Annotated in this window: 24 protein-coding genes; 8 read left to right on the forward strand and 16 right to left on the reverse strand. The window is 36.7% G+C overall.

The features are described from left to right. Genes ACWPWS_RS05130 through ACWPWS_RS05150 form a run of 5 tightly spaced genes read right to left on the reverse strand, consistent with a single transcriptional unit; the run spans position 1 to position 8,435 of the window. On the reverse strand, positions 1–1,404 hold the full coding sequence (locus ACWPWS_RS05130) for an MATE family efflux transporter (RefSeq protein WP_454045739.1): 1,404 nt from the start codon (positions 1,402–1,404) through the stop codon (positions 1–3). After that, positions 1,401–3,212 carry an IucA/IucC family protein gene (locus ACWPWS_RS05135; RefSeq protein ID WP_454045740.1) on the reverse strand — a complete coding sequence of 604 codons (1,812 nt, stop codon included), beginning with the start codon at positions 3,210–3,212 and terminating at the stop codon, positions 1,401–1,403. Before ACWPWS_RS05135 ends, ACWPWS_RS05130 begins: the two co-directional genes overlap by 4 nt. 7 nt (positions 3,213–3,219) lie before the next feature. After that, positions 3,220–4,536 carry a lysine N(6)-hydroxylase/L-ornithine N(5)-oxygenase family protein gene (locus ACWPWS_RS05140; protein ID WP_454045741.1) on the reverse strand — a complete coding sequence of 439 codons (1,317 nt, stop codon included), beginning with the start codon at positions 4,534–4,536 and terminating at the stop codon, positions 3,220–3,222. Next, positions 4,529–6,937 (reverse strand): GNAT family N-acetyltransferase, encoded by a 2,409-nt coding sequence (locus ACWPWS_RS05145; protein ID WP_454045742.1) that lies wholly within the window; start codon positions 6,935–6,937, stop codon positions 4,529–4,531. Before ACWPWS_RS05145 ends, ACWPWS_RS05140 begins: the two co-directional genes overlap by 8 nt. Then, positions 6,909–8,435: a pyridoxal phosphate-dependent decarboxylase family protein gene (locus ACWPWS_RS05150; protein ID WP_454045743.1), complete on the reverse strand. Its 1,527-nt coding sequence runs from the start codon at positions 8,433–8,435 to the stop codon at positions 6,909–6,911. Before ACWPWS_RS05150 ends, ACWPWS_RS05145 begins: the two co-directional genes overlap by 29 nt. A gap of 216 nt (positions 8,436–8,651) precedes the next feature. Here ACWPWS_RS05150 and ACWPWS_RS05155 point away from each other — a divergent pair, with 216 nt between their 5' ends. Further along, positions 8,652–9,749: a TauD/TfdA family dioxygenase gene (locus tag ACWPWS_RS05155; RefSeq protein WP_209784442.1), complete on the forward strand. Its 1,098-nt coding sequence runs from the start codon at positions 8,652–8,654 to the stop codon at positions 9,747–9,749. 282 nt (positions 9,750–10,031) lie between these two features. Here ACWPWS_RS05155 and ACWPWS_RS05160 read toward each other — a convergent pair whose 3' ends face one another. From ACWPWS_RS05160 to ACWPWS_RS05190, 7 genes are all read right to left on the reverse strand, one after another. Continuing rightward, complete coding sequence (locus ACWPWS_RS05160; protein WP_454045744.1) at positions 10,032–10,844, reverse strand: alpha/beta hydrolase; 813 nt, start codon at positions 10,842–10,844, stop codon at positions 10,032–10,034. 156 nt (positions 10,845–11,000) lie between these two features. Then, positions 11,001–11,576 (reverse strand): Crp/Fnr family transcriptional regulator, encoded by a 576-nt coding sequence (locus tag ACWPWS_RS05165; RefSeq protein WP_454045745.1) that lies wholly within the window; start codon positions 11,574–11,576, stop codon positions 11,001–11,003. A gap of 57 nt (positions 11,577–11,633) precedes the next feature. Further along, the gene (locus ACWPWS_RS05170) at positions 11,634–12,155 is read right to left on the reverse strand and encodes a GNAT family N-acetyltransferase (protein ID WP_454045746.1); all 522 of its coding nucleotides are present in this window, start codon (positions 12,153–12,155) and stop codon (positions 11,634–11,636) included. A gap of 17 nt (positions 12,156–12,172) precedes the next feature. Next, positions 12,173–12,754 carry a 5'-methylthioadenosine/S-adenosylhomocysteine nucleosidase family protein gene (locus ACWPWS_RS05175; RefSeq protein WP_454045747.1) on the reverse strand — a complete coding sequence of 194 codons (582 nt, stop codon included), beginning with the start codon at positions 12,752–12,754 and terminating at the stop codon, positions 12,173–12,175. Between the two features lie 113 nt (positions 12,755–12,867). Continuing rightward, a complete protein-coding gene (locus ACWPWS_RS05180; protein WP_454045748.1) occupies positions 12,868–13,569 on the reverse strand; it encodes a DsbA family oxidoreductase in 702 nt (233 codons plus the stop codon). A gap of 239 nt (positions 13,570–13,808) precedes the next feature. Next, positions 13,809–14,975, reverse strand: a complete 1,167-nt coding sequence (locus ACWPWS_RS05185) for an MFS transporter (protein WP_454045749.1) — start codon at positions 14,973–14,975, stop codon at positions 13,809–13,811. Positions 14,976–14,983: 8 nt separating this feature from the next. After that, a complete protein-coding gene (locus tag ACWPWS_RS05190; RefSeq protein WP_454045750.1) occupies positions 14,984–15,913 on the reverse strand; it encodes an alpha/beta hydrolase in 930 nt (309 codons plus the stop codon). A 156-nt stretch (positions 15,914–16,069) separates the two neighbouring features. Here ACWPWS_RS05190 and ACWPWS_RS05195 point away from each other — a divergent pair, with 156 nt between their 5' ends. Further along, positions 16,070–16,453 carry a winged helix-turn-helix transcriptional regulator gene (locus ACWPWS_RS05195; RefSeq protein WP_454045751.1) on the forward strand — a complete coding sequence of 128 codons (384 nt, stop codon included), beginning with the start codon at positions 16,070–16,072 and terminating at the stop codon, positions 16,451–16,453. Between the two features lie 75 nt (positions 16,454–16,528). Here the strand turns inward: ACWPWS_RS05195 and ACWPWS_RS05200 are convergent, their stop codons facing one another. Further along, on the reverse strand, positions 16,529–17,713 hold the full coding sequence (locus ACWPWS_RS05200) for an MFS transporter (RefSeq protein ID WP_454045752.1): 1,185 nt from the start codon (positions 17,711–17,713) through the stop codon (positions 16,529–16,531). A gap of 255 nt (positions 17,714–17,968) precedes the next feature. Here ACWPWS_RS05200 and ACWPWS_RS05205 point away from each other — a divergent pair, with 255 nt between their 5' ends. Further along, complete coding sequence (locus ACWPWS_RS05205; protein ID WP_454045753.1) at positions 17,969–18,700, forward strand: MBL fold metallo-hydrolase; 732 nt, start codon at positions 17,969–17,971, stop codon at positions 18,698–18,700. A 13-nt stretch (positions 18,701–18,713) separates the two neighbouring features. Here the strand turns inward: ACWPWS_RS05205 and ACWPWS_RS05210 are convergent, their stop codons facing one another. Further along, positions 18,714–19,055, reverse strand: coding sequence for a helix-turn-helix transcriptional regulator (locus ACWPWS_RS05210; protein WP_454045754.1), 342 nt, complete (start codon positions 19,053–19,055; stop codon positions 18,714–18,716). A 592-nt stretch (positions 19,056–19,647) separates the two neighbouring features. Here ACWPWS_RS05210 and ACWPWS_RS05215 point away from each other — a divergent pair. After that, the gene (locus ACWPWS_RS05215; protein WP_454045755.1) at positions 19,648–20,241 is read left to right on the forward strand and encodes a Crp/Fnr family transcriptional regulator; all 594 of its coding nucleotides are present in this window, start codon (positions 19,648–19,650) and stop codon (positions 20,239–20,241) included. A 60-nt stretch (positions 20,242–20,301) separates the two neighbouring features. Here the strand turns inward: ACWPWS_RS05215 and ACWPWS_RS05220 are convergent, their stop codons facing one another. Further along, positions 20,302–20,928 carry a CatA-like O-acetyltransferase gene (locus tag ACWPWS_RS05220; RefSeq protein ID WP_454045756.1) on the reverse strand — a complete coding sequence of 209 codons (627 nt, stop codon included), beginning with the start codon at positions 20,926–20,928 and terminating at the stop codon, positions 20,302–20,304. Positions 20,929–21,010: 82 nt separating this feature from the next. Here ACWPWS_RS05220 and ACWPWS_RS05225 point away from each other — a divergent pair, with 82 nt between their 5' ends. The 4 genes from ACWPWS_RS05225 to ACWPWS_RS05240 all read left to right on the forward strand — a co-directional run bounded on the left by ACWPWS_RS05225 (position 21,011) and on the right by ACWPWS_RS05240 (position 24,229). Beyond that, a complete protein-coding gene (locus ACWPWS_RS05225; RefSeq protein WP_454045757.1) occupies positions 21,011–21,985 on the forward strand; it encodes an NAD(P)-dependent oxidoreductase in 975 nt (324 codons plus the stop codon). Position 21,986: 1 nt separating this feature from the next. Beyond that, a complete protein-coding gene (locus ACWPWS_RS05230) occupies positions 21,987–22,442 on the forward strand; it encodes a PPC domain-containing DNA-binding protein (RefSeq protein ID WP_454045758.1) in 456 nt (151 codons plus the stop codon). Between the two features lie 48 nt (positions 22,443–22,490). Beyond that, entirely contained in the window at positions 22,491–23,075 is a 585-nt protein-coding gene (locus tag ACWPWS_RS05235) for a Crp/Fnr family transcriptional regulator (protein WP_454045759.1), read from the forward strand. Between the two features lie 86 nt (positions 23,076–23,161). Next, positions 23,162–24,229 (forward strand): SDR family oxidoreductase, encoded by a 1,068-nt coding sequence (locus ACWPWS_RS05240; RefSeq protein WP_454045760.1) that lies wholly within the window; start codon positions 23,162–23,164, stop codon positions 24,227–24,229. A 104-nt stretch (positions 24,230–24,333) separates the two neighbouring features. Here ACWPWS_RS05240 and ACWPWS_RS05245 read toward each other — a convergent pair whose 3' ends face one another. Next, the gene (locus ACWPWS_RS05245; RefSeq protein WP_454045761.1) at positions 24,334–25,140 is read right to left on the reverse strand and encodes a helix-turn-helix domain-containing protein; all 807 of its coding nucleotides are present in this window, start codon (positions 25,138–25,140) and stop codon (positions 24,334–24,336) included. Positions 25,141–25,152 lie beyond the last annotated feature (12 nt).

The following is a 25,152-nucleotide window of genomic DNA, read 5'->3' on the forward strand; positions in this document are numbered from 1 at the left end:
TTAAATTTTTATAGTTTTCCATTTTCCATTTCTAAAAATCATTAGGAATAACACGGCCAATACAATTTCCGAAGAAACGATGGCGGTAAATATTCCTCTCAGTTCCCAATGAAGTCTTACTCCTAACAGATAAGCCATAGGAAGCTGAATGACATAAAACATGACGAGATACAACAACGTTACCTGTAATATGTTTCCGGCTGCATTCAAAGCACGGCTGATTACCATGGTGAATCCTAACAGCAGATAAGCCATAGATACCACATGAATATACTGAACTGCATATCTTGCGACTTCAGGTTCTGTAGTGAAAAATTTCACCACATATTCCGCTGCAAGCTGCCAGAATAAGGCTACAATAACCAGATAAGTCATGTTGATGGTTCCCGCTCTCCATACTGTTTTTTCTGCGCGTTCAGGCTCTCCGGCACCCAGATTCTGTCCTGTAAGAACGCCTGCTGCATTTCCTATTCCCCAGGCAGGCATCGTTGCTACTGAAGCAATACGCTGAGCTATAATATATCCTGCAAGAGCAGTTGTTCCGAAGGTAGATATGATCTTCACCATAATCAGCCAGCTGGATGTGGGGATGATATATTGAACCAATCCTCCAAAGGCTATTTTCAGAATCTTCTGCAGTAATGGTACATCAAGATGTAAAGGAACTCTGATGCTGATACTGGTTTTACCGGACAGAAATATAAAAGCCTGGTATAAGACTCCTAACAATCTTGATAAAACGGTAGCATAAGCCAATCCCATCAATCCAAAAGCAGGAATAAATCCTACTCCGAAAACTAGGATTACCGCCAATATGATATTGGAAATATGACAGATCCAAAGTGATTTCATCGCAATATCTGCATCACCCGCTCCTCTGAATAATCCATTTATTGAAAGTCGCAGAATGACAAGCCCTATACTCAGAAATACCAGTCTTGAAAAAGAAACGCCTTCAGTTACTGCCTTGGCATTAACTCCCAGGAAATCTACAATTTCTGTTGCAAAATAGCTGGAAACCCCACCAATAAGCACCGCAAAAAGTAAAGCAAGAAGGATGATATACTGAGCTGTTCTGCCCATTCCTTCCTGATCTTTTTCACCTGCTCTTCTGGCTGTGAGAGTAGCTGCCGCAATACCTAACCCTACTGCGATGGCATAAGCAAAGTTGATGTAGTTATCTGTTATTCCCACAAGGCCCAGAACTTTGTCTCCTAATTTTGCAATAATCAATAGATTGACGCTCACGAAAACAGATTCCATGACAAGTTCCATCACCATGGGAATGGCAAGACTAAAGATGGAACGGTTGATACTTCCGGAAGTCAATTCAACTTTTTTCCCGGCTATGGCTCCATACGTAAAAACCGCTCCTTCTTTTAGTATATGCAGGAATTTCCTCATACTGCTGCTACTGAATTTTTATTAGCAATCTGGTACAGAGGATTTGGCAACGCTCCATCTTTTCTTGGTATCGCAAATGCTTTATTTTCACTGTAACCATTGTTTTTCAGACGCAGACTGTTGATATAGAATCTTTTGAATGCAGGTACATACAGGTCATACTTTTCGTATCTTTCCTGAAGGTGGGTATTCTCAGCTTTATAATTTTCTACACAGTGGTGAACCAATTCCCAGAATGTTTCTTCATTAAAGTTGGAATAGGTATGCAGAGCATTTGAAAGATATCTGAAGAATGCATCAAAAACGCCTAATAGAATAAACAACGGAATATTCTCTTTGTTGGAAGACTGGATCAAACCGTCTGCAAGGTGTGCAGGAAGCTTTTCTCTGGCTTCTGTAGTAAGTACAATATCATCCACAAAATCTTTGATTACAATTCTCTGTGGAACTCCGTTTTTCAAAACAACCATAATGTTTTCTCCATGAGGAGTGACACATAATGAATGCGTATAATAGATGTGCAGTAATGGCGTAAGATAAGCATCAAGATAGCTTTCAATCCATTCTTTTATACTCATGCCTGCTTTTTCTGCAAATGCCTGAACTAGTGGAACTCCGCTTTCGTCTACATAAAGTAAAGAAGCCATGGTAACCATTTGTTCGTCTTCTTTTAGGTAATTTTCGGCACTTTCTCTCCATAATGCTCCAAGGAATTCATTATATTGATAAGGTACGCTGGCAATAGCTCCATATTGTGGATGCAGATAGGCAATGGCTGCCTCTTCTCCCAGGAAAATAGTTCCTTTGTTTTCCAGATAAATATCATCTTTGATTAATCCTTTTACCCAATCGGTAATAGCCGGAGCAATTTTCATCTGTTTAGGAGATAGTCCTCTGATATTTCCTGTACTCAGAATAGAAACAGCTGTTTTTAAATATCTTTTCTTCGGATGATCTACATTGAATAAAGTACGGATACTCTGCTGTGGACTGTACGTATCACTACCCTCACCTAATTGGATTAAAAGCCCGGAAGCAATATCTCCTGCGAAATGAATCTGAAGTTTATGCTCCCATTGCCATGGATGTACAGGAATGAAATGATAGTCTTCAACATTTTTACCTTCACTGATCAGTTTTTGTTGAAAATTATTATATAAATCTTCTCCTATTTCAGAACGATAAAATTCTTCTCTGTTAATATGTTCCAAAGATTGAAATGATGATCTGCTTTTATGGGAAGCCAACCAGATTACTTTTAAATTTTCATCAGCTTCAGGGGCAAATGTTTTCAGATCACGTGGAGAAAAACCTAACCGGCTTTTGTTCACAATAACCCATGGATGTCCGGTCATATTGTGCTCCACCGTTTGATAATCTGCATTGGCAAGCTCTTTTGAAGACATTACTCCTCTTGATAAAATTAAAGCATCACAATACAACGTGTGCAGCAACTCTTCCGTATATCTTGCAATCGTGTAAGGATCTAAATCAAATACAGACTGCATTTCCAGAAAGAAAGCCGCTACATCTACTGAAGACAGGTCTTCACCGTTTTCAGTTTTAGTAATGCTGTCTTTATCAATATGCCAGTAATCCATCATTCTCTCCTGCCCGCGGAAGCTGTAGGTAATATTTTCAACTCCGGTTTCAAGTTTAAAAACTGTATATCCGTCTTTATCTTCAAAAGTTACCACAGGTTTTAGAAGCTCTTCGTGCATCAGTTCTGCGATGGTTTTGGCCATTAAGTTTCTGTTAGCCTGATTCCAGTTTTCCTGGCTTACTGTATTTTTTAAGTTGGTGTTCATTTTTTAATTAAATTTTGGCAGTTGGTAAATCAGCGTATTTTTCCACGTCAAAGTCCTGGAAAGCAATCTTCTTTTCAATTTTATAATGCTCTCTTCCCAGAATATCATTGATGATGTAGGAATTACGGTAAGCCGCCATTCCTAAGTCGGTAGAAATATAGCTGTGGGTATGCACTTCAGCGTGAAGCACATAGATTTCCCCTTCGTTATGGTCTATTGAATAATTCCTGTTGACATCAAACAATCCGCTGGAATCTCTCTTGATTCTATCCTGAATATTCTTTAAGAATGCAGGCTCATGATAACGATATCCGGTTCCAAGAATCAGATAATCAGCTTCCTGATCATAAGGCACATCCTGTTCCAGTTGTGTAAACTCAAGATTGATGAAATCCGGATTGCTGTTGTCTACTCTATTCAGCTGGCTGTTAGGAATAATTTTAAGATTAGGATCAGCATTATCGATATTCAGATCGTAAATAAAATCATAGATATCATTGATCAGATCGTAATTGATTCCTTTAAACTGAGCTTGCTGCTTGCTTAAAATGGTTTTCCTTGCAGATTCGCTTCTGTTGTAGAAATATTCAACATAATCCGGAGAAGTAAGTTCCAGTGTCAGTTTAGAATATTCCATAGGGAAAAATCTGTCCGGACGGGAATACCAACCCAGTTGTGTTTCTTCATTTCTATTTTGAAGAAGGTCATAAAATACTTCTGCAGAACTTTGTCCCGAACCGATAATGGCAATTTTCTTTCCTTGAGACAGCAATTCCTCTTTTCTATACAGATAAGAACTGGTATGAATAACACGGGAATCATCTTTGGGAATAAAAGAAGGAATATGAGGTTGTGTTCCTGTTCCTAAAATCAGTCTTTCTGTTTTGAAAACTGTAGTTTCTTTGGTTTTGGTGTGAACTGTCGTTACATGATATAATCCATCTTCATAAATAATATCAACTACCTGCGTTGAAAAGCGACACTGAGGAAGCTGTTCAATCACCCATTGGCAATAACGGTTGTATTCTTTTCTCGGAATGAAAAAATCTTCTCTGATAAAAAACTTATACAGTCTTCCGGTTTCCTTTAAATAATTCAAAAGGCTTAAAGGATTCGTAGGATCAGCCATGGATACACAGTCACACAAAAATGGAGTCTGCAGGGTTACATGGTCAATCATCAATCCCGGATGCCAGTCGAAACCATCTCTCTGGTCCAGAAAAAGGGTCTTCAGTTCCGAAATCGGATTGGATAATGCGGCAAGTCCCAGATTGAAAGGGCCAATACCTATGCCTATTACATTGTATACGGCTTCGTTAGTCATTTTTTGTGATGTTTGTGGTGATTTGTACCTCTTTATTTTGCGGGAATTTTTCCCAGTACCATTCTCTGTAACAGAAGTTCAGATTGGCTTTTTTATGAGGCATTTCAATTACTTTATCTACTTTGAAGCCTACATGGGCTTTATTCATCATAGAAGCAAGAGAGTCTACAGATCCTTCTCCTACCATTTTTCCTACCTGTGGCTGTGCAAAAACATAGTCAACCATAGATTGAGTGGATGGAGATACAAATTTCTTTTTAGGATCAATAGGTGCAATAAACTGGTGTGTACCGTAATCTGTAGGCAATACATCATAGTAATCTCCTACGATATCTCTGCATGCCCAGTACACCTCTATATTACAGGAAGGCTCATCATTTCCGGCAATAATATAACTGTGTGCTTCATCACTAGGAAGCATCAGTCTGTAATACGTTTCCAGTTCGTCAATTGGCCAGTTCATCTGCCATATTTTTACGGCATGTTCACGGTTGAACCATTCATGAAGCATTTCAAGATCATTTTCAAGATCTATAGGACGCATACTCATGGTTACATCTTCTTTCTGGAAGTATCTTTTAAAGAAAACTTCTTTTCCTTGTGGATGAATCAGTTGATCTGAGAAGAAATGTTTGTGAAGAAGATTCGGAACTTTCGCATAAGCAATAGATGCTGCATTCACGCCGCCGTCTACATCAGCTACCGCCGACTGAAGGTTTGATTTTACCGCCCAATATCTTTGATTTAATGCATAATCCGTTAATGATGAAGGTTCAGTTTCATGAAGATTTTCAAATTCTCTGTACAGAATATGGATTAATCTTCTTTCTTTAACCAATCCTGTTTTGCCTATTGATGAGATCAAAGCACTCAGATTGCTTACCAAAAGATGGTGGGAAATAATGTCTAAAAGACGCTCATCTCTAATGAAAAGATCTTCAACCTCAGGATAATCTTTAATCAGGTTTTGATATTTTTCTTTGATACTGTCTTTAATAAGATATCCCTGTCCGTCTCTTACGTAGATAGACTGCGGTAAAAGCTGATTGTCAAGCTGAACAAGAAGGTTTTGCTGATGAACTTCCGGAGCCATACCTAATTGATTGTACAATCCGTTTAAAGGTGAAAGCAAAAGATTCACATACTTTTCAAACCAGATAATAGCTGCTTTTTCAGCATCTACACCCAGCTGATTCGCCACATTCTTAAAGAAATGAGTCGTAAAATTGAATCCATCTGTAGATTCATCCTGACAAAGCCTTGCCAGTAAAATAACTTTATCTTCATTGGAAAAAGGATTTTCACGGAGCAGTATATTAAGACTGTCCATATTCTTTCCTCCATAATGAACGCTTAACGTGGAAGGTTCCAGCAATAATTTAAAGTTGGGAAAGGCTTTTTCAAATGAGGCTTTTTCATGCTGCCACCAGATTGCAGAAGCATACCCTCTGTTGAGATCTTTTAAACTGTTTGTTCTCACAGAACCGGTCATTAAAACATGCAGAGAGAATTTCAACATCCAGCTGAAATCAGGATTGTATACCGTTCTTATGGAAGATGTTGCATAAAAATCCTCTCCCAAAGGTCCGATGTGAATAATTTTTCCGGAACCTAACATTTCAGGATATTCTGCTGTTGATAAAAGATATTGTGCCTCCCATGGGTGGCATGGAACTATATAAAAATCATTGATGTTTTCAAAATCGTAGTTTTCCGGTAAAGAAGTCCATTTTTCAAAGATTTCTTTTGCTGAAATCCCCGGAAGAGATTTTTCTGTAATACAGTCTTTATGAATCAGGAAGTAATCCAGCTGAAATCCTTTTCCGAATTCCGGACCGTATAAAAGCTGTTCTTCCTCAGAAAATCCCATTCTTGATTTGGTGAAAGGATGCAGATTATGTCCTGCAGGAAGCATTTGTTCAGATTCCAGAAAAGAATAGCTTAAAAGCTGATCATCCTGAAGACATGCTTCCGTTGTTTTTTCCAGATTTCTTAAACTGCTTTGAATTCTTTCTACAAATTGTTTGAATCCGGTTTCGTTTGTCGTTTCTGAAAACTCCTTGTAAACCAATTCAGTCAGTTTTTCATTATTGACTTCAAAAACCTCTTGATTTTGATGGTCAACGGCCCACAAAACAGGTCCGTATTCATGAAAAAGAGTCTCGGAACGATAAGAAACGGGAGCAAACAGGAACAATCCGCTTTTCTTCATTTCAAATCTCATATACAGCGGATAATTGCTGTTCTGCAGAGCTTTTGCTGTAAGGAGATCATATTTTGGAACTCCCTGATAGAATTTTCCATTTCCCAGTTCTCTCAGCATTCCGTTAAGAAGAATTCTGAAGGTAATTTCTCTGGCTTGTTCTCCTGTTTTATTTTTCTGAATTAAAGTCTTTTCCATGTTTTTTGATTGTGGTAAGAATTTGATGAATGTCTTCAGTAGTGGTAATCGGGTTCAGGAAGGTAAATTTCAGATAGAAGTTTCCATCAACCTTTGTGCTGGCTACAAGGATTTCTCCGCTGTAGAAAAGTTTCATCTTAATGTGTTGATTCAGGGCATTCAGATCACTGATTTCCGGATTTACATATCTGAAAACAAGAACACTTAAGTCAGAATCTGAAAGCAGTTCAAAATCTGCGTCTTCAGTAATCATTGCCGCTGCATCTTTAGTAAGATCAATTACGGTATCTGTATATTCTGCCAGCTGCTCTCTACCCATCATTCTTATGGTAAACCAAAGCTTTAAAGCATCAAATCTTCGGGTACTCTGTGTAATGGATTTATTGATCTGTGCCGGAATTTCTTCTTCGTCCATTTCTTTTGGATTCAGATAATCGGCATGATGTTTAAGAATCAACAGTTCTTTTTTATTTTTAACAATAAAGGCACTGCTGCTGATTGGTTGGAAGAATGACTTATGGTAATCAATTGTTACAGAATCTGCTCTTTCAATACCATTAATCAGATTGCGGTATTTGTCACTTAATAGTAAAGCACATCCGTAAGCTGCATCTACGTGCATCCATATATTATACTGCTCTGCAATATTAGCGATATCTTCCAGTGGATCAATATTTCCAAAGTCTGTAGTTCCTGCTGTTGCAACAATACCAATAGGAATATTTCCTAACTGTTCTTCTCTTTTAATGTATTTTTTCAAAAGAGAAATGTCCATACGGAATCTGTCATCGGTAGGAACTTTAACAATGCTTTTCTCACCCAATCCCATAATGGAAGCATTTTTCAAATTGCTGAAGTGAGATTTATCTGAAACAAATATTCTGAAACGGCTTGCCTCTGCCGGCAGACCATCCATTTTAATATTGTGGTTGTATCTTTTCTGGGAAAAGCAGTCACGCATCATAACCAATCCCATTAAATTGCTCTGTGAGCCCCCTGCTGTGAAAACGCCATCGCTTTCATTGTTATTATATCCGATTTGACCCGCTGTCCAGTCGATCAGTTTTCTTTCCATAAAAGTTCCACCGGCACTCTGATCATAAGTATCCTGTGAAGAATTGATAGCACTAACAAGGATTTCTCCTGCCAATGCCGGAATAACTACCGGGCAATTAAGGTGTGCTACATATTGTGGAAGGTGAAAAGCTGTAGCGTGTTTTACATAAATTTCATCTACTTCCGCAAGAAGTTCATTGTAATTGGAAAGTTTTTGATTAAGATCGATCTGTTGTACCATTCCTTTCATTGTTTTGGCTTCTATACCACTGAAAGGTTTGTCGTTTCTGTAAAGAAATTCCTGAACCAGGTCTAAAGTACTATTGACTGCATTACGATAATGATCATAATTGTCTGGATGAAAAATATTCCCAAAATTCCCCGAAATGTGAGGTGAAGTTGTGCTTGCGAGCTCTTCTAGGGAAATTAAATTGTTGTTCATAAAAGTTTTGTAATGTGATTTTTTAAATCTGTGAGTTGTTGTGGTTTTTTTGATATACGATTATATATATCTGATAGTCAGGTTTTTATTTTTTACATTTTTTTAAGATTTTGTTTGGTGGTTGAGTAATTATTCATAAATTTGACTCGGTTATTGTTATTTAGAATAATTAAAAACAAATATAAAAATTATTAGTTAACACCAAATTTTTTTTTAATGAATTCTACAGAAATTTTAGATAAAGACTGTTCTACAGCGGTAAAACTGCTTCCTACGGTCATAGAGGTCACCTCACAGGAGAGAAGAATGATAAAAGATGCTGCACTACATCTTCAGAAAAAGTATGACACTTATGAAAACCGTGATTTTATTAAGCATGTACATCAGCTGGCGTCTTATTTTTTACCGGAGAGAATTTTAAATATAGCGGCTGATTTTGCAAGTGACTTTTCAAAAAATCAGTATGGTGCACTGATCTTTACCGGATTAATGGATATAGATCAGGAGAATATAGGCTCTACCCCTTCCAATTGGCAGGCTGCAGATTATTCAAAATTTAATTTATATGGTTTTGCATGTGCACTTATTCATGGAGCGCTGCCATCAAAACCTGTACAATATTATTCACAGCGTAAAGGAGGTGGATTAATTCATGCCATCATTCCTGATGAGAAAATGAAAGAAACGCAGACGGGATCAGGATCTTCAACAGATTTGTATGTACATACCGAAGATGCTTTTCTGAAACATCAGGCGGATTATTTAAGCTTTATGTATGTAAGAAATGAAGAACAGGTTCCTTCTACTCTTTACTCCATCCGTTCTCATGAGTCTATCGGTGAAAACTACAGACCTCTTTTTGAGCGTATTTATAAAATCCCAAAAGATGCGAATCTGGAAACAGGAGACACTGAGGAAGAAACATTAGATTCTGTATTGTATGGGAACTTAAGCCTTCCATTTATGAGGTTTGATGCTGCAGAACAGCTTTTCAATTCGAGTATAAGACAATCTGAGGAAGCTCAAAGTACGCTGCATGAGTTCTGGGAAGAAGCCAGACATTTGATTTATTCAGGGTTTACACCTCAGGCGGGAGATGTCATTCTGGTTAATAATCATTTATGTGCTCACGGAAGATCGGCTTTCCGTGCAGGAGTGAGAAAAATTGACGGTATTGAACAGCCTTGTGAGAGAAGAATTATGCTTCGTATGATGAGTAAAGTGAGTCTTATCGATATGAGAGCACACACGCTTACAGAAGATCCGTTCTTTGTAATAGAAGAGCATTTGGGTAAAAACTTTCAACAATTTTAATATGCTGGTTAGTTAGCATTTTGAACATCAATCAATCGTAAATCCTTTTTAAGCATTGCTTAAAAAGGATTTTTTATTTGATTTTCATTTGATTGATCCGTGTCAAGGTTTAAAACCTTGACACGGATCGATTGGGTAAAGCTATCAACAATAAAAACAAGCGGGCTAAAGCCCGCTTCTATTAATATAAAAACTAATCAAGATTCAATAGGAACGGGCTTTAGCCCGTTTTAATAATTAAATATAAATTCCAACGGCTTTAGCCGAAACTTAAAAAACAGGTTATTGTTTAAAAAATCTGTCAAATAAAGACAATTGTTCAGACAGTGATCTGCTCCAGTATTCGGGAACATGCCCACCCAAAGATTCTGTATAGAGATGTTGGATCTTCATTTCTGTCAGTTTTTTATGAAAATTCCTGTTCATATTGATCATCTGGGTGTCTTCTGTCCCACAATCGAAGATATATTGCTGTCCTGCTCCGGCCATCAGCTTCACTTTACTGTCGGTAAGAAAATTAGGATTAATGGATTCCAGTGGTCCAAGAACTTTATTCACCATATATTTTTGATATCCTTCTCCAAATGAGTTGAAATCCAATGCACCACATGAACTTCCTACAATACCAAACGTTTTATTATAAGTAACCCCGATATTAGTGGCTCCATAGCCGCCCATACTCCATCCCATAATACCGCGGAATTTTTTATCAGCTTTCACAGGATAATTTTTATCGATAAATTCTACCAGTTCTTTTCCAATAAAGGTTTGATATTGTGAATCTTTAACAACCGGACTGTCTACATACCACGAACTGTAATTTCCATCCGGAAGCACATAGATTGTTTTAAGTTCCTGTGCTTTTTTAACGAGATCAGGAATATCCTGTTTCATAATTCTGTCAGGATTACCGCTGAAACCATGAAGAATATACACAGACGGATAGGTTGTATTAGGCTGAAGGTTTGGGGTAATAATAACTGTTTTGATCTTTTTATTCATTTTCGGACTGAAAATTTCCTGATGAATAATTTTTTGTGCTGATAATGGGGCAAATGCAGCCAGCACAACTACAATTTTGATAAGCTTCTTCATGTTTAAAAATGTTTAATTAATAATAATCACCGGTTTTTATTATAAAACATATAATGTACCAATGACTGTATGATGAAGCAAAATTGCAGCATAAAAAGAAAAAAAACCTCAACATATGTTGAAGCTTTTATTAGTTTATTTCACTCAGTAGGAATATCAGTTTATTTCCTTTTTGATCCGGCTTAGCTGTGTAGGAGTAATTCCAAGGAAAGAAGCGATATGATGTTGCTTTAATCTGTTATACAAAGATTGATTTTCAAGTAACTGTAAATACCGTTTTTTTGCAGTTTCATATTTCAGAGATACTTCCAGAGGTTCTTTTTTCACTACCCAGTTTTTTTCCAGATAATACATATGAAAAAGAGCCAGATCATGATGCTTTTCCAACAATTCTCTATACTGTTTTGCAGGATATTGGATGACTGCACAGTCTTCCAGTGCAATAATATTGAAATCGCTGGGTTCATTTTTAATAATGGCGGCTGTAGATGCTACAAAACTGTTTTCTTCAAAGAAGATTTTATAAATATTATTTCCTTGTTCATCTACTGTATAATACCCTATCAATCCTGATTTGATAAAATAATAATACCTTGCCATGGAACCGGATTCCAGCAGAAGATCATTTTTGTGATAGTACTCTTCTATACAGATATCCAGTAAATCTTGAATTGTTTCTTCAGATAAAGGGTAATACTGATTGATATGCTTTACAAATTCTGAATTGTTCATTTTGAATATTTTACACAATTATCAGTGAAAATTTGTGCTATCTGTGGGCAAAAAAAATTAATCCAACATTTTCTTCATCATCAGATCGGTCTGCTCTTCCTCTCCAAGTCTGAAAATGTGTTTATCAAATTCAACGAATCCGTTTTTTCTGTAAAAACTTAAAGCCCTCAGGTTTTCTTCCCATACACCCAACCACAGGTATGATTTAGTGAGTTGCTGAGCAGTATCTAAAGCCTGATTATAAAGAAGCTGCCCTACTTTTTTACCGTGATGGCTTTTCTTCACATAGATTCTTTCAATCTCAAGGCTGGTTTCGTCCTGAAGTTCTGTCTGCGCTTTTCCGGAATTGACTTTCAGGTAACCTACCGGATTGTCTTCTTCCCAGGCAATATAGAAAAAGGAGTCAGGATTATTCAACTCAGATGTTATCTTTTCAGTATTAAAGCTTTCTTCCAGATACTTTTTCATAGCCTTTTCAGTATTATCTTCAGCAAATGTTTCTGAAAATGTCTGAATTCCTAAGCTTTGTAATACTTCTAAGTCTTCAGCGGTCGCTTTGTTTATAATAATTGAACTCATGATTATAAGAGTAATTGTTATGAGAAAAGAATTTTCTTAAATGCTTCAGAAGCCAGGTGTACCTGTACACTCCAATCGTCTGCAGCATCACTTCCGGCATCATCAGAAATATATTTCAGGCATAGAAACGGGATATTCTCCTGTTGGGCAATCAGTGCCAGTGGATAGGCTTCCATGTCTACAATATTATAATCCGTTTCAGAATGGTTCATTTCAAAACTGTCGCCACTTCCGCAGATTCCTTCCTGCAAGGTTTCCATTCTAAGGCCATATTCCAATACAGGTGGTACTCCGGATAGAGGGGTTTCATATAATTTAAATCCTAATCCTCTTACATCCATATCTCTTTGGATGAATTTTGTACAGCATACCACTTCTCCTTTGTGAAATCCTTTACTTCCTGCAGAACCTAAATTCACGATCAGTTTAGGTTTTCTTGTACGAATTTCTTTGGTTAATTCTATCGCTGCATTTACCTTTCCAATACCTGTAATTAATTTGTTTTTATCATCAAAAACAGTTCCTGCTTCGGAATCTAAGGCAAAAACAAAAAGGGTGTCATCAATTGAATAATGGGTTTCGTTGTTAATTTTTATCATTGAGAAATTAGATTTATGCAGTTGTTGTCACTGTATTACAAAGATACGAGAGTTTTCTTCTAATCTTTTAAAATAAAAACCCCAAAATAGTTTTATTTTGGGGTTCTGATATCTTAAATACTGCATCCATCTGCATCACAGGAAGCACCGCTGCCTCCTGAGAGATCTTTATACGGACTCACAGTTTCTTTATAAGTCTGCTGAAGTGCATTTTCAAATACTTCTACCGGCTGAGCTCCGGAAACAGCATATTTACCGTTCAGAACAAAGAACGGAACTCCGGAAACCCCATTATTTCTTGCTTCCTGAATATCCTGATTCACTTCATAATCCAGCTGATCTGTTGTAACCGCCTGGATTGCCACGTTTTTATCAATTCCTAAGTTTTCAGCAAGAGTTACTAAAACATCTCTATCGCCAACGTTTTTACCATCGATAAAATGAGCGATAAACAACGCTTCCTCCATTTCATTAGCTTTATTATGCTTTTTGGCTAAATGAAGCAATTTGTGAGCGCTGAAAGTATTGGTGATCAATGTTTTTCCAAAATTAAAATCAATTCCTGCACCTTTACCCATTTGCGTTACCTGACCAAGCATTTGCGTTGCCTGAGCTTCTGCAACCCCCTTTTTTTCTCTAAAATACTGAATGGTGTCCTGCGTTTCCTTCGGATCTAAAGTAGGATCCAACTGAAAACTCTTCCACTCTACTTCTACTTCATCTTTAAAAGGAAGTTTACTTAAAGCCTGCTCAAAATTATTCTTTCCAATATAGCAAAACGGACATATTACAGCCGACCTAATTTCTATTGTCATTGTATTTAATTTTAAATCAAGAAACTATTTAAACTTATTAAAACCATTAAGGAGAATTTAGGAAATAAAGCGTAGCTAAGATGAATCATTCTGATTTTTAAGCTTAAAGCGACGCCTATCCTAATATTCTCAACATCTTACTATAATCTTAATGTTTCAAAAATAAAAATTTAAACAAGTTTCAAATTAATACTACAAAGGTACTGTATTTTATTTAATGTAACAAATATTATTACAGTTTAATTCTGACAGGTGGAAAGTACCTGGCTGCGCTTTTCAACGATCCCTTTTAAGATCATCATCAGAAAAGCAAGAAGCCCGAAGATCACGCCTATCCAGGGAATATACTCTACTCCTTTTGTCACGATAACCCATCCTCCAATGGTGGTTCCCAGCGTCACCCCTAAATTTCCGAATGATGTGGCAAGACTGTTGGAAAACTCCAATGAATCCGGTGCGGAAGAAATCATATAGGTAGATGCATTCAAAAAGCTTGGTGAATACAAAAATCCCCAGATTCCAATGACCGCAATTGTTGCTAAGAGATTCCCATCAGAAAAATATAAAAGAACAGGTACTAAAATAGTTCCGGAAAGAAAAATAGCCGTTGTAGCTGCCACATTTTTATTGAGCATTTTTCCGGCTACTCCATTGGCTGCCACTCCTATAATTCCGAATAACAGGAGCATATAGCTTACCATTGAAGTATCCATTCCTTTGGCTTTGTTCAGATAATCTGCAAAATAACTATAGGTAGAAAACCAGGCTGTAATCATGAAAAAATTAGTCAGAGTACTCAGAACGAATGGAGGCTGTTTCAATATTCGAACCTGATTTCCATAGGATTTTTTCTCCTTCACAGGCATCGGAGGAAGAAGGAAATAAATGACAACCAGGGCAATCAAACTGACTATAGTTTGTATCATGAATGAATATTCCCAGGACCACAGTCCGGCAATCCATGTTGCAAAAGGGACTGTAGTGACCATGGCAATGGCTACTCCATTAAAAACAATCCCCATGAGTTCATTCTTTTTACGGTCATCCGCCTGGGAAACGGCCACAGATAATGCAGTCGCAATATATACAGGCTGGAGAAAAGCAGGTAAAATTCTTACCAACATCAGCAGCCAGAAAGGTGGTGAAAAAGAAGACACAAATCCTGTCACCAGAAACATAAAAATGGCCGTGAGCATTATTTTTTTACGGTCAAAACCTGAGGTAAGTAGGGTCATAAAAGGTCCTGTAAGAGCAATAATTAATGCAAAAGCGCTTAACAGATACCCTGCTTTGTCTATACTCATCTGATAATGTTCTGCAATTTGCGGAAGAATTCCGATAACTCCGAATTCTGTTGTAATAACAGCTATAAATCCCAGACATCCAATGTATGCATACTTCTTCATGATCCTGTTTATTCGTCAGATTTTAAATTTTGATGGGCAAAATCTGCCATTTCATTTACTGCCAGTTGCATTTCCTCCAACAGGTCTCCCATATGCATGAACCCATGAACCATATCTTTATAAAGGCTTGTTTTGAGGATTACTCCTGCATTTTCCATGTTCAGAGAAAGCTGTTTCCCATCATCCAGCAAAGGATCATGTTCTGCAAGAATGATTAATGTAGGCGGAGTTTCTTTAAAATCTTTGATCAAAACAGGAATAGCCAGAGGATTACCATTCTCTTCTTCGGGAAGATAGCCTGCCCAGGCATCAATGCCTCCCTGCTTGTTAAGGACCGGACCATTTTCATACGTTTCCCATGATTTTGAGTTCAATTGATTGTCAGCGGCAGGATAAATCAGAATCTGAAATTTCAACTGTTTTCCTAACTGAGTGGAAACTGCCGTTGCCAGAGCACCTCCGGCACTGTCACCTATGATGCCAATTTTATCAGGATCAATCCCTAAAGATTCTGCATTTTTGAACACCCAGTTTATCCCATCAATACAGTCATTCAAGCCTGCCGGGAAAGGATGCTCCGGAGCAAGGCGATAATCTATAAAAATAACTACAGATCCGGTTTTATTAGCCAGTTTTCGAACTACAGCATCATGGGTTTCATATCCTCCTGCTATAAACCATCCTCCATGAATATAAATAATAGCTGATGATTGTTGTATTTCTTTTCCATGAGGAAGGTAAATACGAACAGGAATCTGATGATTGTCCTGCGGAATACTGAGTTCTTCAATCATCGCTACTGATTCTTTTTTACCACTTAACTGCAGCGACATCGTCTCAAGATATTTACGGGCTCCGTCTAAAGAATCCTTTGGATTGAAAGGTTGTATTGTTTCTAAATGATTTAAAATCTGTGTTATTTTAGCAGTTAATTGCATTTCTATTTTGATTTAAGTTATTGTTTCTGCTGCGAACATGAGCGCTATTGTTCTTTATTGCAGTATATTTTCTGTTTTGAGCAACAAAATTAAATCTCAACCCTTACATTTGCATTGTATACAGCTAAATGTATGGTACTAACAAATTTGTAAGTAATGGGCAAGATAAAAGAAAATTCAACGAATAATATCAACAGACAGTATATACAGGGTTGTGATCTGAGTTACGCCGTATGTAAAATCGGGGGCCGATGGAAACTGATTATTTTAAATAAATTAAAAGATGGGAAATTACGTTTCAGTGAACTTAGAAACTCTATCTCAGGGATAACAGAAAGAATGCTGACGCTCCAGTTAAGAGAACTGGAGAAAGAAAGCCTGGTGAAGAGAACCGTACATGCGGAAGTTCCTCCAAGAGTAGATTATGAACTTACAGCTATTGCCAGAGAGTTGATTCCGATCTGGAAACAGCTCGATGAATGGGGCGGAAAGCATAGAGAATTGATGCAGGTACAAGAGAATGTGGAAGAGTATAAATAAAAAAGTTTCGGGGATTTTATCTACGATAAAATCCCCGAAACTTAAAAGGATCAGAAATGTAAAATAAATTCTGATTTATGCTTTATTCACTTTTTTACAAAATAGAACATGTGCTATGAGTGCCAATATTCCAAATGTTGTCCCTACAAAACAAACTCCTGTCCATTGAGCCTTTTGCCAGGCAATAGAAGCCAGCCATGTTCCCAGTGATCCTCCAATGAAATAAGATACCATATAAACAGTATTAAGCCTGTTGACAGCATTAGATTTGATAAGGAAATAATTGGTCTGATTCATGATATGACTTGACTGTACTCCCAGGTCAACAAGAATTACTCCTACAATCAATCCCCAATAGGTTTCCCCCGCAAAATAGGTAAAACCCCAGCTTCCAATAACGATCAATAAAGAATACAATATAATCCGGTTAAGATCCAGATACTTTTGAAGTTTTCCTACTTTTGCGGCCGCTAAAGCTCCTACCGCTCCTGCCAATCCAAAACTTCCTACTACAGATGATCCGGCGTTAAAAGGCGGTTTCTCCATGTGAAAAACCAATGTTGTAAACAGTGCACACATTGATCCAAATGCCATTGCTCCACGGAAAGATGCCAGCTGAAGCACAGGTTGTGTTTTGGCAAGCTGAGCAACAGAACGCATCAGTTCTTTGTAAGTTCCTTTAAAATTAGGAGATAGCTCAGGCAGCATTTTATAAACTGCCAGCCAAACCAGAATCATCAATCCGGCAGCAATACCAAACATGGCTCTCCAGCCCCATACTTCCCCTACTACTCCCCCTATAAAACGGGAAAGAAGGATTCCCAGCAGTAATCCGGACATGACCAATCCAATATTGGCTGATTTCTCTTTATCGGATGAAAGCTCTGCAGCAATAGGAACAAACAATTGCGGAATCACGGATGTAGCACCAATTAATAAGCTGGCAGCATACAACATCCATAACTGAGTGGCAAAAGTCATCCATAAGAGCGACCCGAAAACCAGAAACAAATCAATTAAAATCAATTTCTTGCGAAAGAATTTATCTCCTAACGGAACAATTAGTAAGAGCCCTAAGGCATAACCAATCTGGGTAAGCACAGATATTTTACTCGCTGCACTCTCAGAAACCTGAAGTTCTTCAGAAATAAGCGCCAATAAAGGCTGATTATAATAATTATTAGCGACCACAAGTCCGGAAATAATGGCCATAAGCCAGATAACAGTCCGGGAAATACCATGGGAAGAACTCTCCTGCATTGCGTATAAGATTTTATTTGGATTGAAAGCTGTCCGACGGCAGATCATGATAGAGTCCGTCAGATTTTTAAGAGATCAAAGGTAATCATAAAAAAAAGAAATGATCAGTCTCTCTTCTTTACATTTTTATGAATGATGGATGATTCTGTGATAAGTAGAATGATTCCAGCGTTCTGCTTCTATGATTGTTTTTATTGATAACTTATATCGATGAAAAACCTTTTGAATATTAGAAATATTAAAGAAATTTGCAGCATGAAAATCATTCCACTTAAAGAAGGTAATTTTTCGGCAAGCAAAACCAAAGACTTCACGCTTTTAACAGAAGACAATTTTGATAAAGTTGGAGGAATAAAAATGTCTGTCCAACCATTTCTTATCATTACTGAAAATGATTATATCCTTCTGGATGCAGGAATTGGCTGGAAAAATGAGTCCGGATCCACTGTTGTTTCAGAAATTCTGGAAAAGGAAAATATCCGGCCCGATCAAATTACAAAGTTATTACTGTCTCACCTTCATAAAGATCATATTGAAGGCGCTGTAAAGCTTACAGAGAATGGTTTTGAAGCTGCTTTCCCAAATGCCCGGATTTATATTCAGAAACGCGAACTGGATTTTGCAATGGAAAAGAAAGGAAATACTTCTTTTGATTTTGATATGCTGGAAAAACTGATTCAGCTCCCGAATATTACCTGGATGAATGATGATCAGGGACAGATCACCAATGAGATTTCCTATGAAGTGGTTGGCGGACATACTCCTTTTATGCAGGTGTTCTGGATCAGAGAAAATGGGGAAACTGTTTTTTATGGTGCTGATGATCTTCCACAGGCTTCTTATTTAAAATATCATTTAGCCTATAAAAGTGATTTCGATGGCAGAAAAGCCATGGAATTAAGACTTACATGGGAAAAAGAAGCAAGAGAGAACAACTGGAAAATTCTTTTGTACCATGACCTGGATAAAGCCATAGTAGAAATATAAATAAAAAAATGGTTTAAATTTCATTAAACCATTTATAGATATCAAATTCAGAAGGAATATTGAGTTTTTTTCTGATCCTGTTTTTCCTGTTTTGTATTGCTTTTGGGGTAACAAAAATACAGGTTGCAATTTCCTTTGTGGTCATATTGAGCTTAAGGTAAATACAAAAGATCAGTTCAGAATTTTTAAGGGAAGGCTGTATATCAGATAACTTTTTAAAAAAATCGGGATAAACCAGTCGGAATTTATTTAAGAGACGAGGGGAATTTGTTTTGGCCAATGCCATTATCTCGTCTTGTACAAGAATCTTTTGGGTTAAATCCTCTAAGTTAGTTTCAGGTTTTCTATTTTTCATAATACTTTTTCATCTCTTATTTCAGATACCACATCTCTTGTGAATCTGTACAAAGTCTTTTTTTCACTGTTCAATTTGTGTTTTACCGAATCAATATCGGGAACAAAATAATTTTTATGTATTCAAAATTCTACAGCTTTTAATTAATATAATGTAACGATTAGTGGTGTATAACCCGCATTTATTGAATGATTATGTTAAAAAAATTACACATATGAATTTCTTTCCATTTTTATACAGGCAAAGAAAGAAAAAATGATTAAAATTTTATTAAATATGTGTACCACATAGATACCACGTTATATAATGAGTCAAAATATCATAATTGCTTTTATCAGCTTGTTTCCCATTCTTTGCCTTCCTGTTTTGATAGGAAGTAAATGTAGTGTGTTATTCCCTTAACTTTTTATGATCTCGATCAATGTTTTCAACCTATTTATCGCAAAAAACTCAATATATGTGGTATATGAATGGTACCACATTATAGGAGAAACAAATAAAATGGATGTTCCTTTATCATTATAAAATTTTGAAGCATTAGCAGTCTCTAAAAGAGGTATTTAAAATTTTATATGAAATTTAAATGAAAACTATGATCAGTGAAAATTTGCTTATCTCATTTGGAGCCGAAATTAAAGACTATAAAGCGGAAGATATTATTTTTCGTGAAGAAGAGTTACCAATACAGTATTACCAGATTCAAAAAGGTAAAATTAAACTGAATAATTATACAGAAAACGGGAAAGAGTTTATCCAAAATATATTCTCAGATGGTCATAGCTTTGGAGAATCCTTACTTTTTGTCAACAGACCTTATCCTATGAATGCTGTTGCAATGGTAGATTCAAGTATTTTAGTAATGCCGGGACAGAACTTTCTGGAGCTGCTCCAGAATAACCCTGAAATTTCATTAAATGTCTATCAATGTCTTGCTGAAAGAATGTATTATAAATATATCATGCTTTATAATCTTTCATTCCAAAACCCCGTTTCCAAACTAAAACTTTTGATGGATTATCTGAAAAGCTATCATGACGATAAAACCCCTTATTCTTTCCAGATTCCGCTTACCCGCCAGCAGCTTGCTTCACTTACCGGATTGTGTGTAGAAACAGTTATAAGAACCATAAAACATATGGAAAAGGATCAGGTTCTGAAAATAGAACGCGGGAAAATTTATTATTAAAAGTAAAAGCCGGATTGAAGCCGGCTTTTGTTACAATTGTTTTTTTAAATATGGTCTTTGTTACTGATCCAGCTGTTTCTGAAACTCTTCCAGATATTGGGCAAGATGAATTCCGTCTGCCAGTCCATGATGCGCTTCAATCGAAACCGGAAGATATTTTCTACCTTCCCTGATAGTAAATTTTCCAAAAGCAATCTTAGGAATCGATTCTGTGGTATTAAAATCTGTAGGATGTAATATAGCACTGAAAGAATTCCATGGAATAGTCGTATGTCTTATATGATCTTTTCCAAGTCTCTCATTGCTCAATCTCAATCCTGAAGTCTGATGCACGCCTTTTATTTCCTCCTGCAGGGCAGTGTTAAAAGTTTCAAAATCCTCTGAATAAGGAGTAAATGAAAAACCAAAAGTACCATCAGGTCTTCCAATCGTACTGCCGGCATGAACCGTATCAAACTGTATTACCTGACCATCAATTATTCTTAGTTTTAATTCATCCACTGTATTGATGGCTACCATAGACTTGTGAAAATAATAGGCAAAAAATGAATATCCTTTTTCTTTCGCTGTGTCATATGCCTTTGTACAGTCTACCTCTGTTGTAAATCCAAAATAAGGGCTTGCCATATTAGAGAAAAATTCGAAATGCTCTTTCCTGTTCCAGTTGTCTATATCTACAATCTTCATTGATTCTTATTTGCTGCAAATTTCTGAAAGTTTCTCCGGTTTTAAAAGGTTACGATTAAAAATATAATTAAAACTTAATTTTGTGAAGCAGCTATTTGGTAGATATTTTGCTGCAAAATACACGTATTTTAGAATCTTATTTGTAGATCTTCAGATAACTCCTTTTCATTCAGGAGTTAAAAATTTAATTAACAATAATATAAAAAATATCATAATGGAAAGAATCGGATTTATCGGATTGGGAAATATGGGGCATCCTATGGCTAAAAATCTTGAAAAAGCAGGATTTCCGCTATCTGTTTACAACAGAACTTCAGAAAAAGCCAGAGATTTCGAAGAAAAAGCTGCTGTCTGTACCCACATTAAAGACCTGATACAAAACAGCGATATCATATTCACCATGTTGACCAACGACAGTGCTGTAAAAGCAGTGTATGAGGAAATTCTTCCTTTAGATATTCAAGGGAAACTCTTTGTGGACATGAGTACAATTTCTCCGGAAGTTTCCAAAGAAACGGCAGCAGCTCTGAAAATAAAAGAAGCTTCCTTTATTGATGCTCCCGTAGCAGGCAGTACCCAACCCGCTCAGGAAGGTACATTAATCATTATGGCTGGAGGTGAAGATGACGACATCCAGCGTGCCATGCCTTATCTGTTGAAAATGGGAAAATCCGTAAAACATCTGGGTGAAAACGGAAAAGGCATTGCCGGAAAGTTATCGATTAACTATTTTCTTTCCACAATTTATCAGGGATTGGCAGAAACTGTTTTATTGGCTGGAAAATTAGGAATTGAAAGATCAGATATGCTTGAGATAATTAATGAAAGTGCCAGCGGAAGCGGTGCTACCAAAGTAAAAACACCGATGTTGATTGCAGATCAGTATGCTCCGGCATTTGCTCTTGATTTAATGTTGAAAGACATCCTTCTCGCTAAAAATGCAGGCGCTGACTTTCCTTTATCCGAAGCATTGATTCAAAGCTATCAAAATGCACATGATAAAGGCTTTGGTCAGGATGATGTTATAGGAATTATCAACTATTTAAAACAAAAATAATATGGAGATTATCAATTATAACGGTAAACAATGGTCAGCAAAAAAGGTAGATCATATCTATATCGTCAGCCTTGACAACCAGTCTAATATTGTGGAATCTTTAACGGATTTTATTCAAAATCAAAATATCCAGGCAGGAGAAGTGACAGGAATAGGTGCCGTGAGTGAGGCAACACTTCGTTTCTTTAATCCTTCAAAAAAAAAATATGTGGATAAAACCTTTAAAGAACAGATGGAAGTTACCAATATTTCTGGAAATGTCTCTGAAATAGAAGGAAAACCGACTCTTCATCTTCACATCACGTTGGGAAGAGAAGATTACACTGCGCTGGCGGGGCATCTTTTGGAAGCAAAAATTCAGGGAGCTGCAGAATTTATTTTCTATCCACTGAATACCAGAGTAGTAAAAATTAAAAATGAAGAAATAGGAATCAATCTCTATGATTTTGAGAAATAAAACCTTGATTGCTGTTGAAAGTAGTATTTTTGATGAAATATTTATTGGATGTTTGAGGTTCTGCTTTCCCATATCGAGAATAAGGTTGATATCACCAACGAACAGAAAAATCAGGTTAAATCTTTCTTTACCTTAAAAAAGCTTCGTAAAAAACAATATCTGCTTCAGGAAGGAGATATCTGTAAATCATTGTCTTTTGTAAGTAAAGGGTTGTTAAAATCTTATTTTCTGGATGAAAAAGGAAATGAACACATCAATATGTTTGCCTTTGAAGGTTGGTGGATCTCGGACTTCAACAGTTTTATCAATCAGGAAAAATCAGTTCTGAATATTGATGCTATTGAAGAAACCGAAGTTCTGATGATCACCTTGGAAAATTATGAAAAAATGATGCTGGAAGTTCCTGTAATGGACAGATATTTCAGGATTTTATACCAGAATAGTCTTGTTACAAAAGATTACAGACTTATAGTTTCCAATAGCTATACTGCTGAAGAAAAGTATCTTCAACTGGCACAAAAGAGTCCGGAAATGATTAAAAGAGTTCCTCACAATCTTATTGCCTCCTATCTTGGTCTTGCCCCTGAAACCGTGAGCAGAATCCGTAAAAAGAATTCTTTGAACAATACTTGATCCAGATCAACTCAAAGGCATGATCCACATCAAGGATAAAAGCCTCTATCCACCCATAATTTTGTACAAGAAATTTTACAATACTTATGAAAAAAATTGCATTGGTAGTAGGTGCTACCGGAATTACAGGAAGCAATCTTGCTGAAGAACTGATCACGCAGGGCTGGACAACATATGGATTATCAAGAAATCCAAATACCGGTATTCCAGGTCTTCTTCCCATTAAAGCAGATCTTACGAATGAACAGAATCTTGCGGAAGCGCTGGAAGAGATCTCTCCTACTCATATTTACTTTACCACATGGATGCGTAATGACACTGAGGAAGAAAATATCCGGGTCAACAGTATGCTGGTAAGAAACCTGTTGAATGTTTTATCTCCTAAAAAATCAGTCCAGCATGTGGCTCTGGTTACAGGTCTTAAACATTATCTGGGACCATTTGAGGCCTATGCTAAAGAAGGAATTTTGCCTGAAACCCCTGTCAGAGAAGAACATCCAAGGCTTCCACTACCCAACTTTTATTATGCACAGGAAGACGAAGTGTACAAAGCTTCAGAAAGAGAAGGCTTCACATGGAGTATTCACAGACCTCACACTGTGGTTGGATATGCAGTTGGAAACCTCATGAATATTGGAGCAACACTGGCTGTGTATGCTACTATCTGTAAAGAAACCGGAAGAAAATTTATCTGGCCGGGATCTGAAGCACAATGGAATGGAGTTTCGGATGTAACGGACGCCAGAATATTAGCTCAGCAACTCGTTTGGGCATCTACTACAGAATCAGCAAAAAATCAGGCATTCAATATTGCAAACGGAGATGTTTTCAGATGGAAATGGCTGTGGAAAAGACTGGCAGAGTGGTTCGGTATAGAAGCTGTAGGTTTTGACGGAACTATAAAACCTCTTGAAAAAGAACTGGAAAACGATCACCATACCTGGACAGCTATCGCCGAAAAATATAATCTGAAAGAAAAAGATCTTAACCGTTTATCATCAGCATGGCATACGGATCTTGATCTTGGAAGACCGCTGGAAGTCATGTGTGATATGTCAAAAAGCAGAAAACTGGGTTTCACAGCTTATGTAAGCACAGAAAATTCTTTTATAAATGTTTTTGAAAGACTTAGAGCAGAAAATATGATTCCTTAGTAGAAAAGAAAAATACAAAGACACAAGATTTATTTCCTGTGTCTTTGGGTTTTAACAAACAAGCAATGCTTATAGTATAATTTGTGTTTTTTTAATGACTTCCATTAAACTTCTGTAGTGGTTACCCCAAATTTCTTTTTAAAAGAAGAATAAAAATGGGATAAATTCTCGAAACCCAGATCAAGATAGATATCTGAAGGTCTTTTATCCCTGTTTTTAATTAAATAATATGCTTCCTTTAATCTTTTTTCTTTCAGCCATTGTTTTGGAGTCATCTCAAATATTTTGTTGAAATCCCGCTTAAAACCTGAAAGACTACGGCCTGTAAGCTTTGCAAACGCCTCCACCGATACATTGAACATAAAATTTTTGTTCATAAATCCCTTAAGATCAATCTTATGAGGTTCAGAAAAATCAAAAAGAAGATTTTTAAGATCAGGATTACTCAATAAAATAAGCTCGATGGCTTCTTTTACCTTTAAAGCAGCCAATGTTGGAGGCACTTCCTTCGTTTTATGAATATAAGGAATGAGTGACGCAAAATAGCTCTTAAAAAAATCATCAGGCTCAAAAAACAAACGCTGGTTTTCCGGAAAATTAGCATGTACAGCTATTTTGTTTTCTGTGGCATATTGTCTCAGGGTTTCATCATCAAGGGTGATAGAAACAAACTGATATTTTTCATTGCCTGAAGGATATTTAATCGTTCTGATCAGTTGATTTTTCCTAACCAGAACCACCGTATTCTCTTTGATCACCGTTTTACCGTGTTCATGAAAAGCATGCGTTTCCCCGGATATCTGAAATCCCAGAAAATGGTCCGGAATAAATTCCTCATGGCCTCTGTAAGATTCAAAAGCACATGAATAAACCAGTTTATCAAATATAATCTCAGAAGTATTTTCCATCATACAAATATCTGA

This window comes from Chryseobacterium sp. Marseille-Q8038 (assembly GCF_965111995.1).

Excerpts from the sequence above, each read along its gene's own strand:
- ACWPWS_RS05215 (WP_454045755.1), top strand. The coding sequence starts at position 19,648 with ATGATCAGTGAAAATTTGCTTATCTCATTTGGAGCCGAAATTAAAGAC.
- ACWPWS_RS05195 (WP_454045751.1), top strand. The coding sequence starts at position 16,070 with ATGGGCAAGATAAAAGAAAATTCAACGAATAATATCAACAGACAGTAT.
- ACWPWS_RS05145 (WP_454045742.1), bottom strand. The coding sequence starts at position 6,937 with ATGGAAAAGACTTTAATTCAGAAAAATAAAACAGGAGAACAAGCCAGA.
- ACWPWS_RS05130 (WP_454045739.1), bottom strand. The coding sequence starts at position 1,404 with ATGAGGAAATTCCTGCATATACTAAAAGAAGGAGCGGTTTTTACGTAT.
- ACWPWS_RS05140 (WP_454045741.1), bottom strand. The coding sequence starts at position 4,536 with ATGACTAACGAAGCCGTATACAATGTAATAGGCATAGGTATTGGCCCT.
- ACWPWS_RS05235 (WP_454045759.1), top strand. The coding sequence starts at position 22,491 with ATGTTTGAGGTTCTGCTTTCCCATATCGAGAATAAGGTTGATATCACC.
- ACWPWS_RS05165 (WP_454045745.1), bottom strand. The coding sequence starts at position 11,576 with ATGAACAATTCAGAATTTGTAAAGCATATCAATCAGTATTACCCTTTA.
- ACWPWS_RS05200 (WP_454045752.1), bottom strand. The coding sequence starts at position 17,713 with ATGCAGGAGAGTTCTTCCCATGGTATTTCCCGGACTGTTATCTGGCTT.
- ACWPWS_RS05155 (WP_209784442.1), top strand. The coding sequence starts at position 8,652 with ATGAATTCTACAGAAATTTTAGATAAAGACTGTTCTACAGCGGTAAAA.
- ACWPWS_RS05230 (WP_454045758.1), top strand. The coding sequence starts at position 21,987 with ATGGAGATTATCAATTATAACGGTAAACAATGGTCAGCAAAAAAGGTA.
- ACWPWS_RS05160 (WP_454045744.1), bottom strand. The coding sequence starts at position 10,844 with ATGAAGAAGCTTATCAAAATTGTAGTTGTGCTGGCTGCATTTGCCCCA.
- ACWPWS_RS05245 (WP_454045761.1), bottom strand. The coding sequence starts at position 25,140 with ATGATGGAAAATACTTCTGAGATTATATTTGATAAACTGGTTTATTCA.
- ACWPWS_RS05170 (WP_454045746.1), bottom strand. The coding sequence starts at position 12,155 with ATGAGTTCAATTATTATAAACAAAGCGACCGCTGAAGACTTAGAAGTA.
- ACWPWS_RS05210 (WP_454045754.1), bottom strand. The coding sequence starts at position 19,055 with ATGAAAAATAGAAAACCTGAAACTAACTTAGAGGATTTAACCCAAAAG.
- ACWPWS_RS05220 (WP_454045756.1), bottom strand. The coding sequence starts at position 20,928 with ATGAAGATTGTAGATATAGACAACTGGAACAGGAAAGAGCATTTCGAA.
- ACWPWS_RS05185 (WP_454045749.1), bottom strand. The coding sequence starts at position 14,975 with ATGAAGAAGTATGCATACATTGGATGTCTGGGATTTATAGCTGTTATT.
- ACWPWS_RS05180 (WP_454045748.1), bottom strand. The coding sequence starts at position 13,569 with ATGACAATAGAAATTAGGTCGGCTGTAATATGTCCGTTTTGCTATATT.
- ACWPWS_RS05150 (WP_454045743.1), bottom strand. The coding sequence starts at position 8,435 with ATGAACAACAATTTAATTTCCCTAGAAGAGCTCGCAAGCACAACTTCA.
- ACWPWS_RS05175 (WP_454045747.1), bottom strand. The coding sequence starts at position 12,754 with ATGATAAAAATTAACAACGAAACCCATTATTCAATTGATGACACCCTT.
- ACWPWS_RS05205 (WP_454045753.1), top strand. The coding sequence starts at position 17,969 with ATGAAAATCATTCCACTTAAAGAAGGTAATTTTTCGGCAAGCAAAACC.
- ACWPWS_RS05240 (WP_454045760.1), top strand. The coding sequence starts at position 23,162 with ATGAAAAAAATTGCATTGGTAGTAGGTGCTACCGGAATTACAGGAAGC.
- ACWPWS_RS05135 (WP_454045740.1), bottom strand. The coding sequence starts at position 3,212 with ATGAACACCAACTTAAAAAATACAGTAAGCCAGGAAAACTGGAATCAG.
- ACWPWS_RS05190 (WP_454045750.1), bottom strand. The coding sequence starts at position 15,913 with ATGCAATTAACTGCTAAAATAACACAGATTTTAAATCATTTAGAAACA.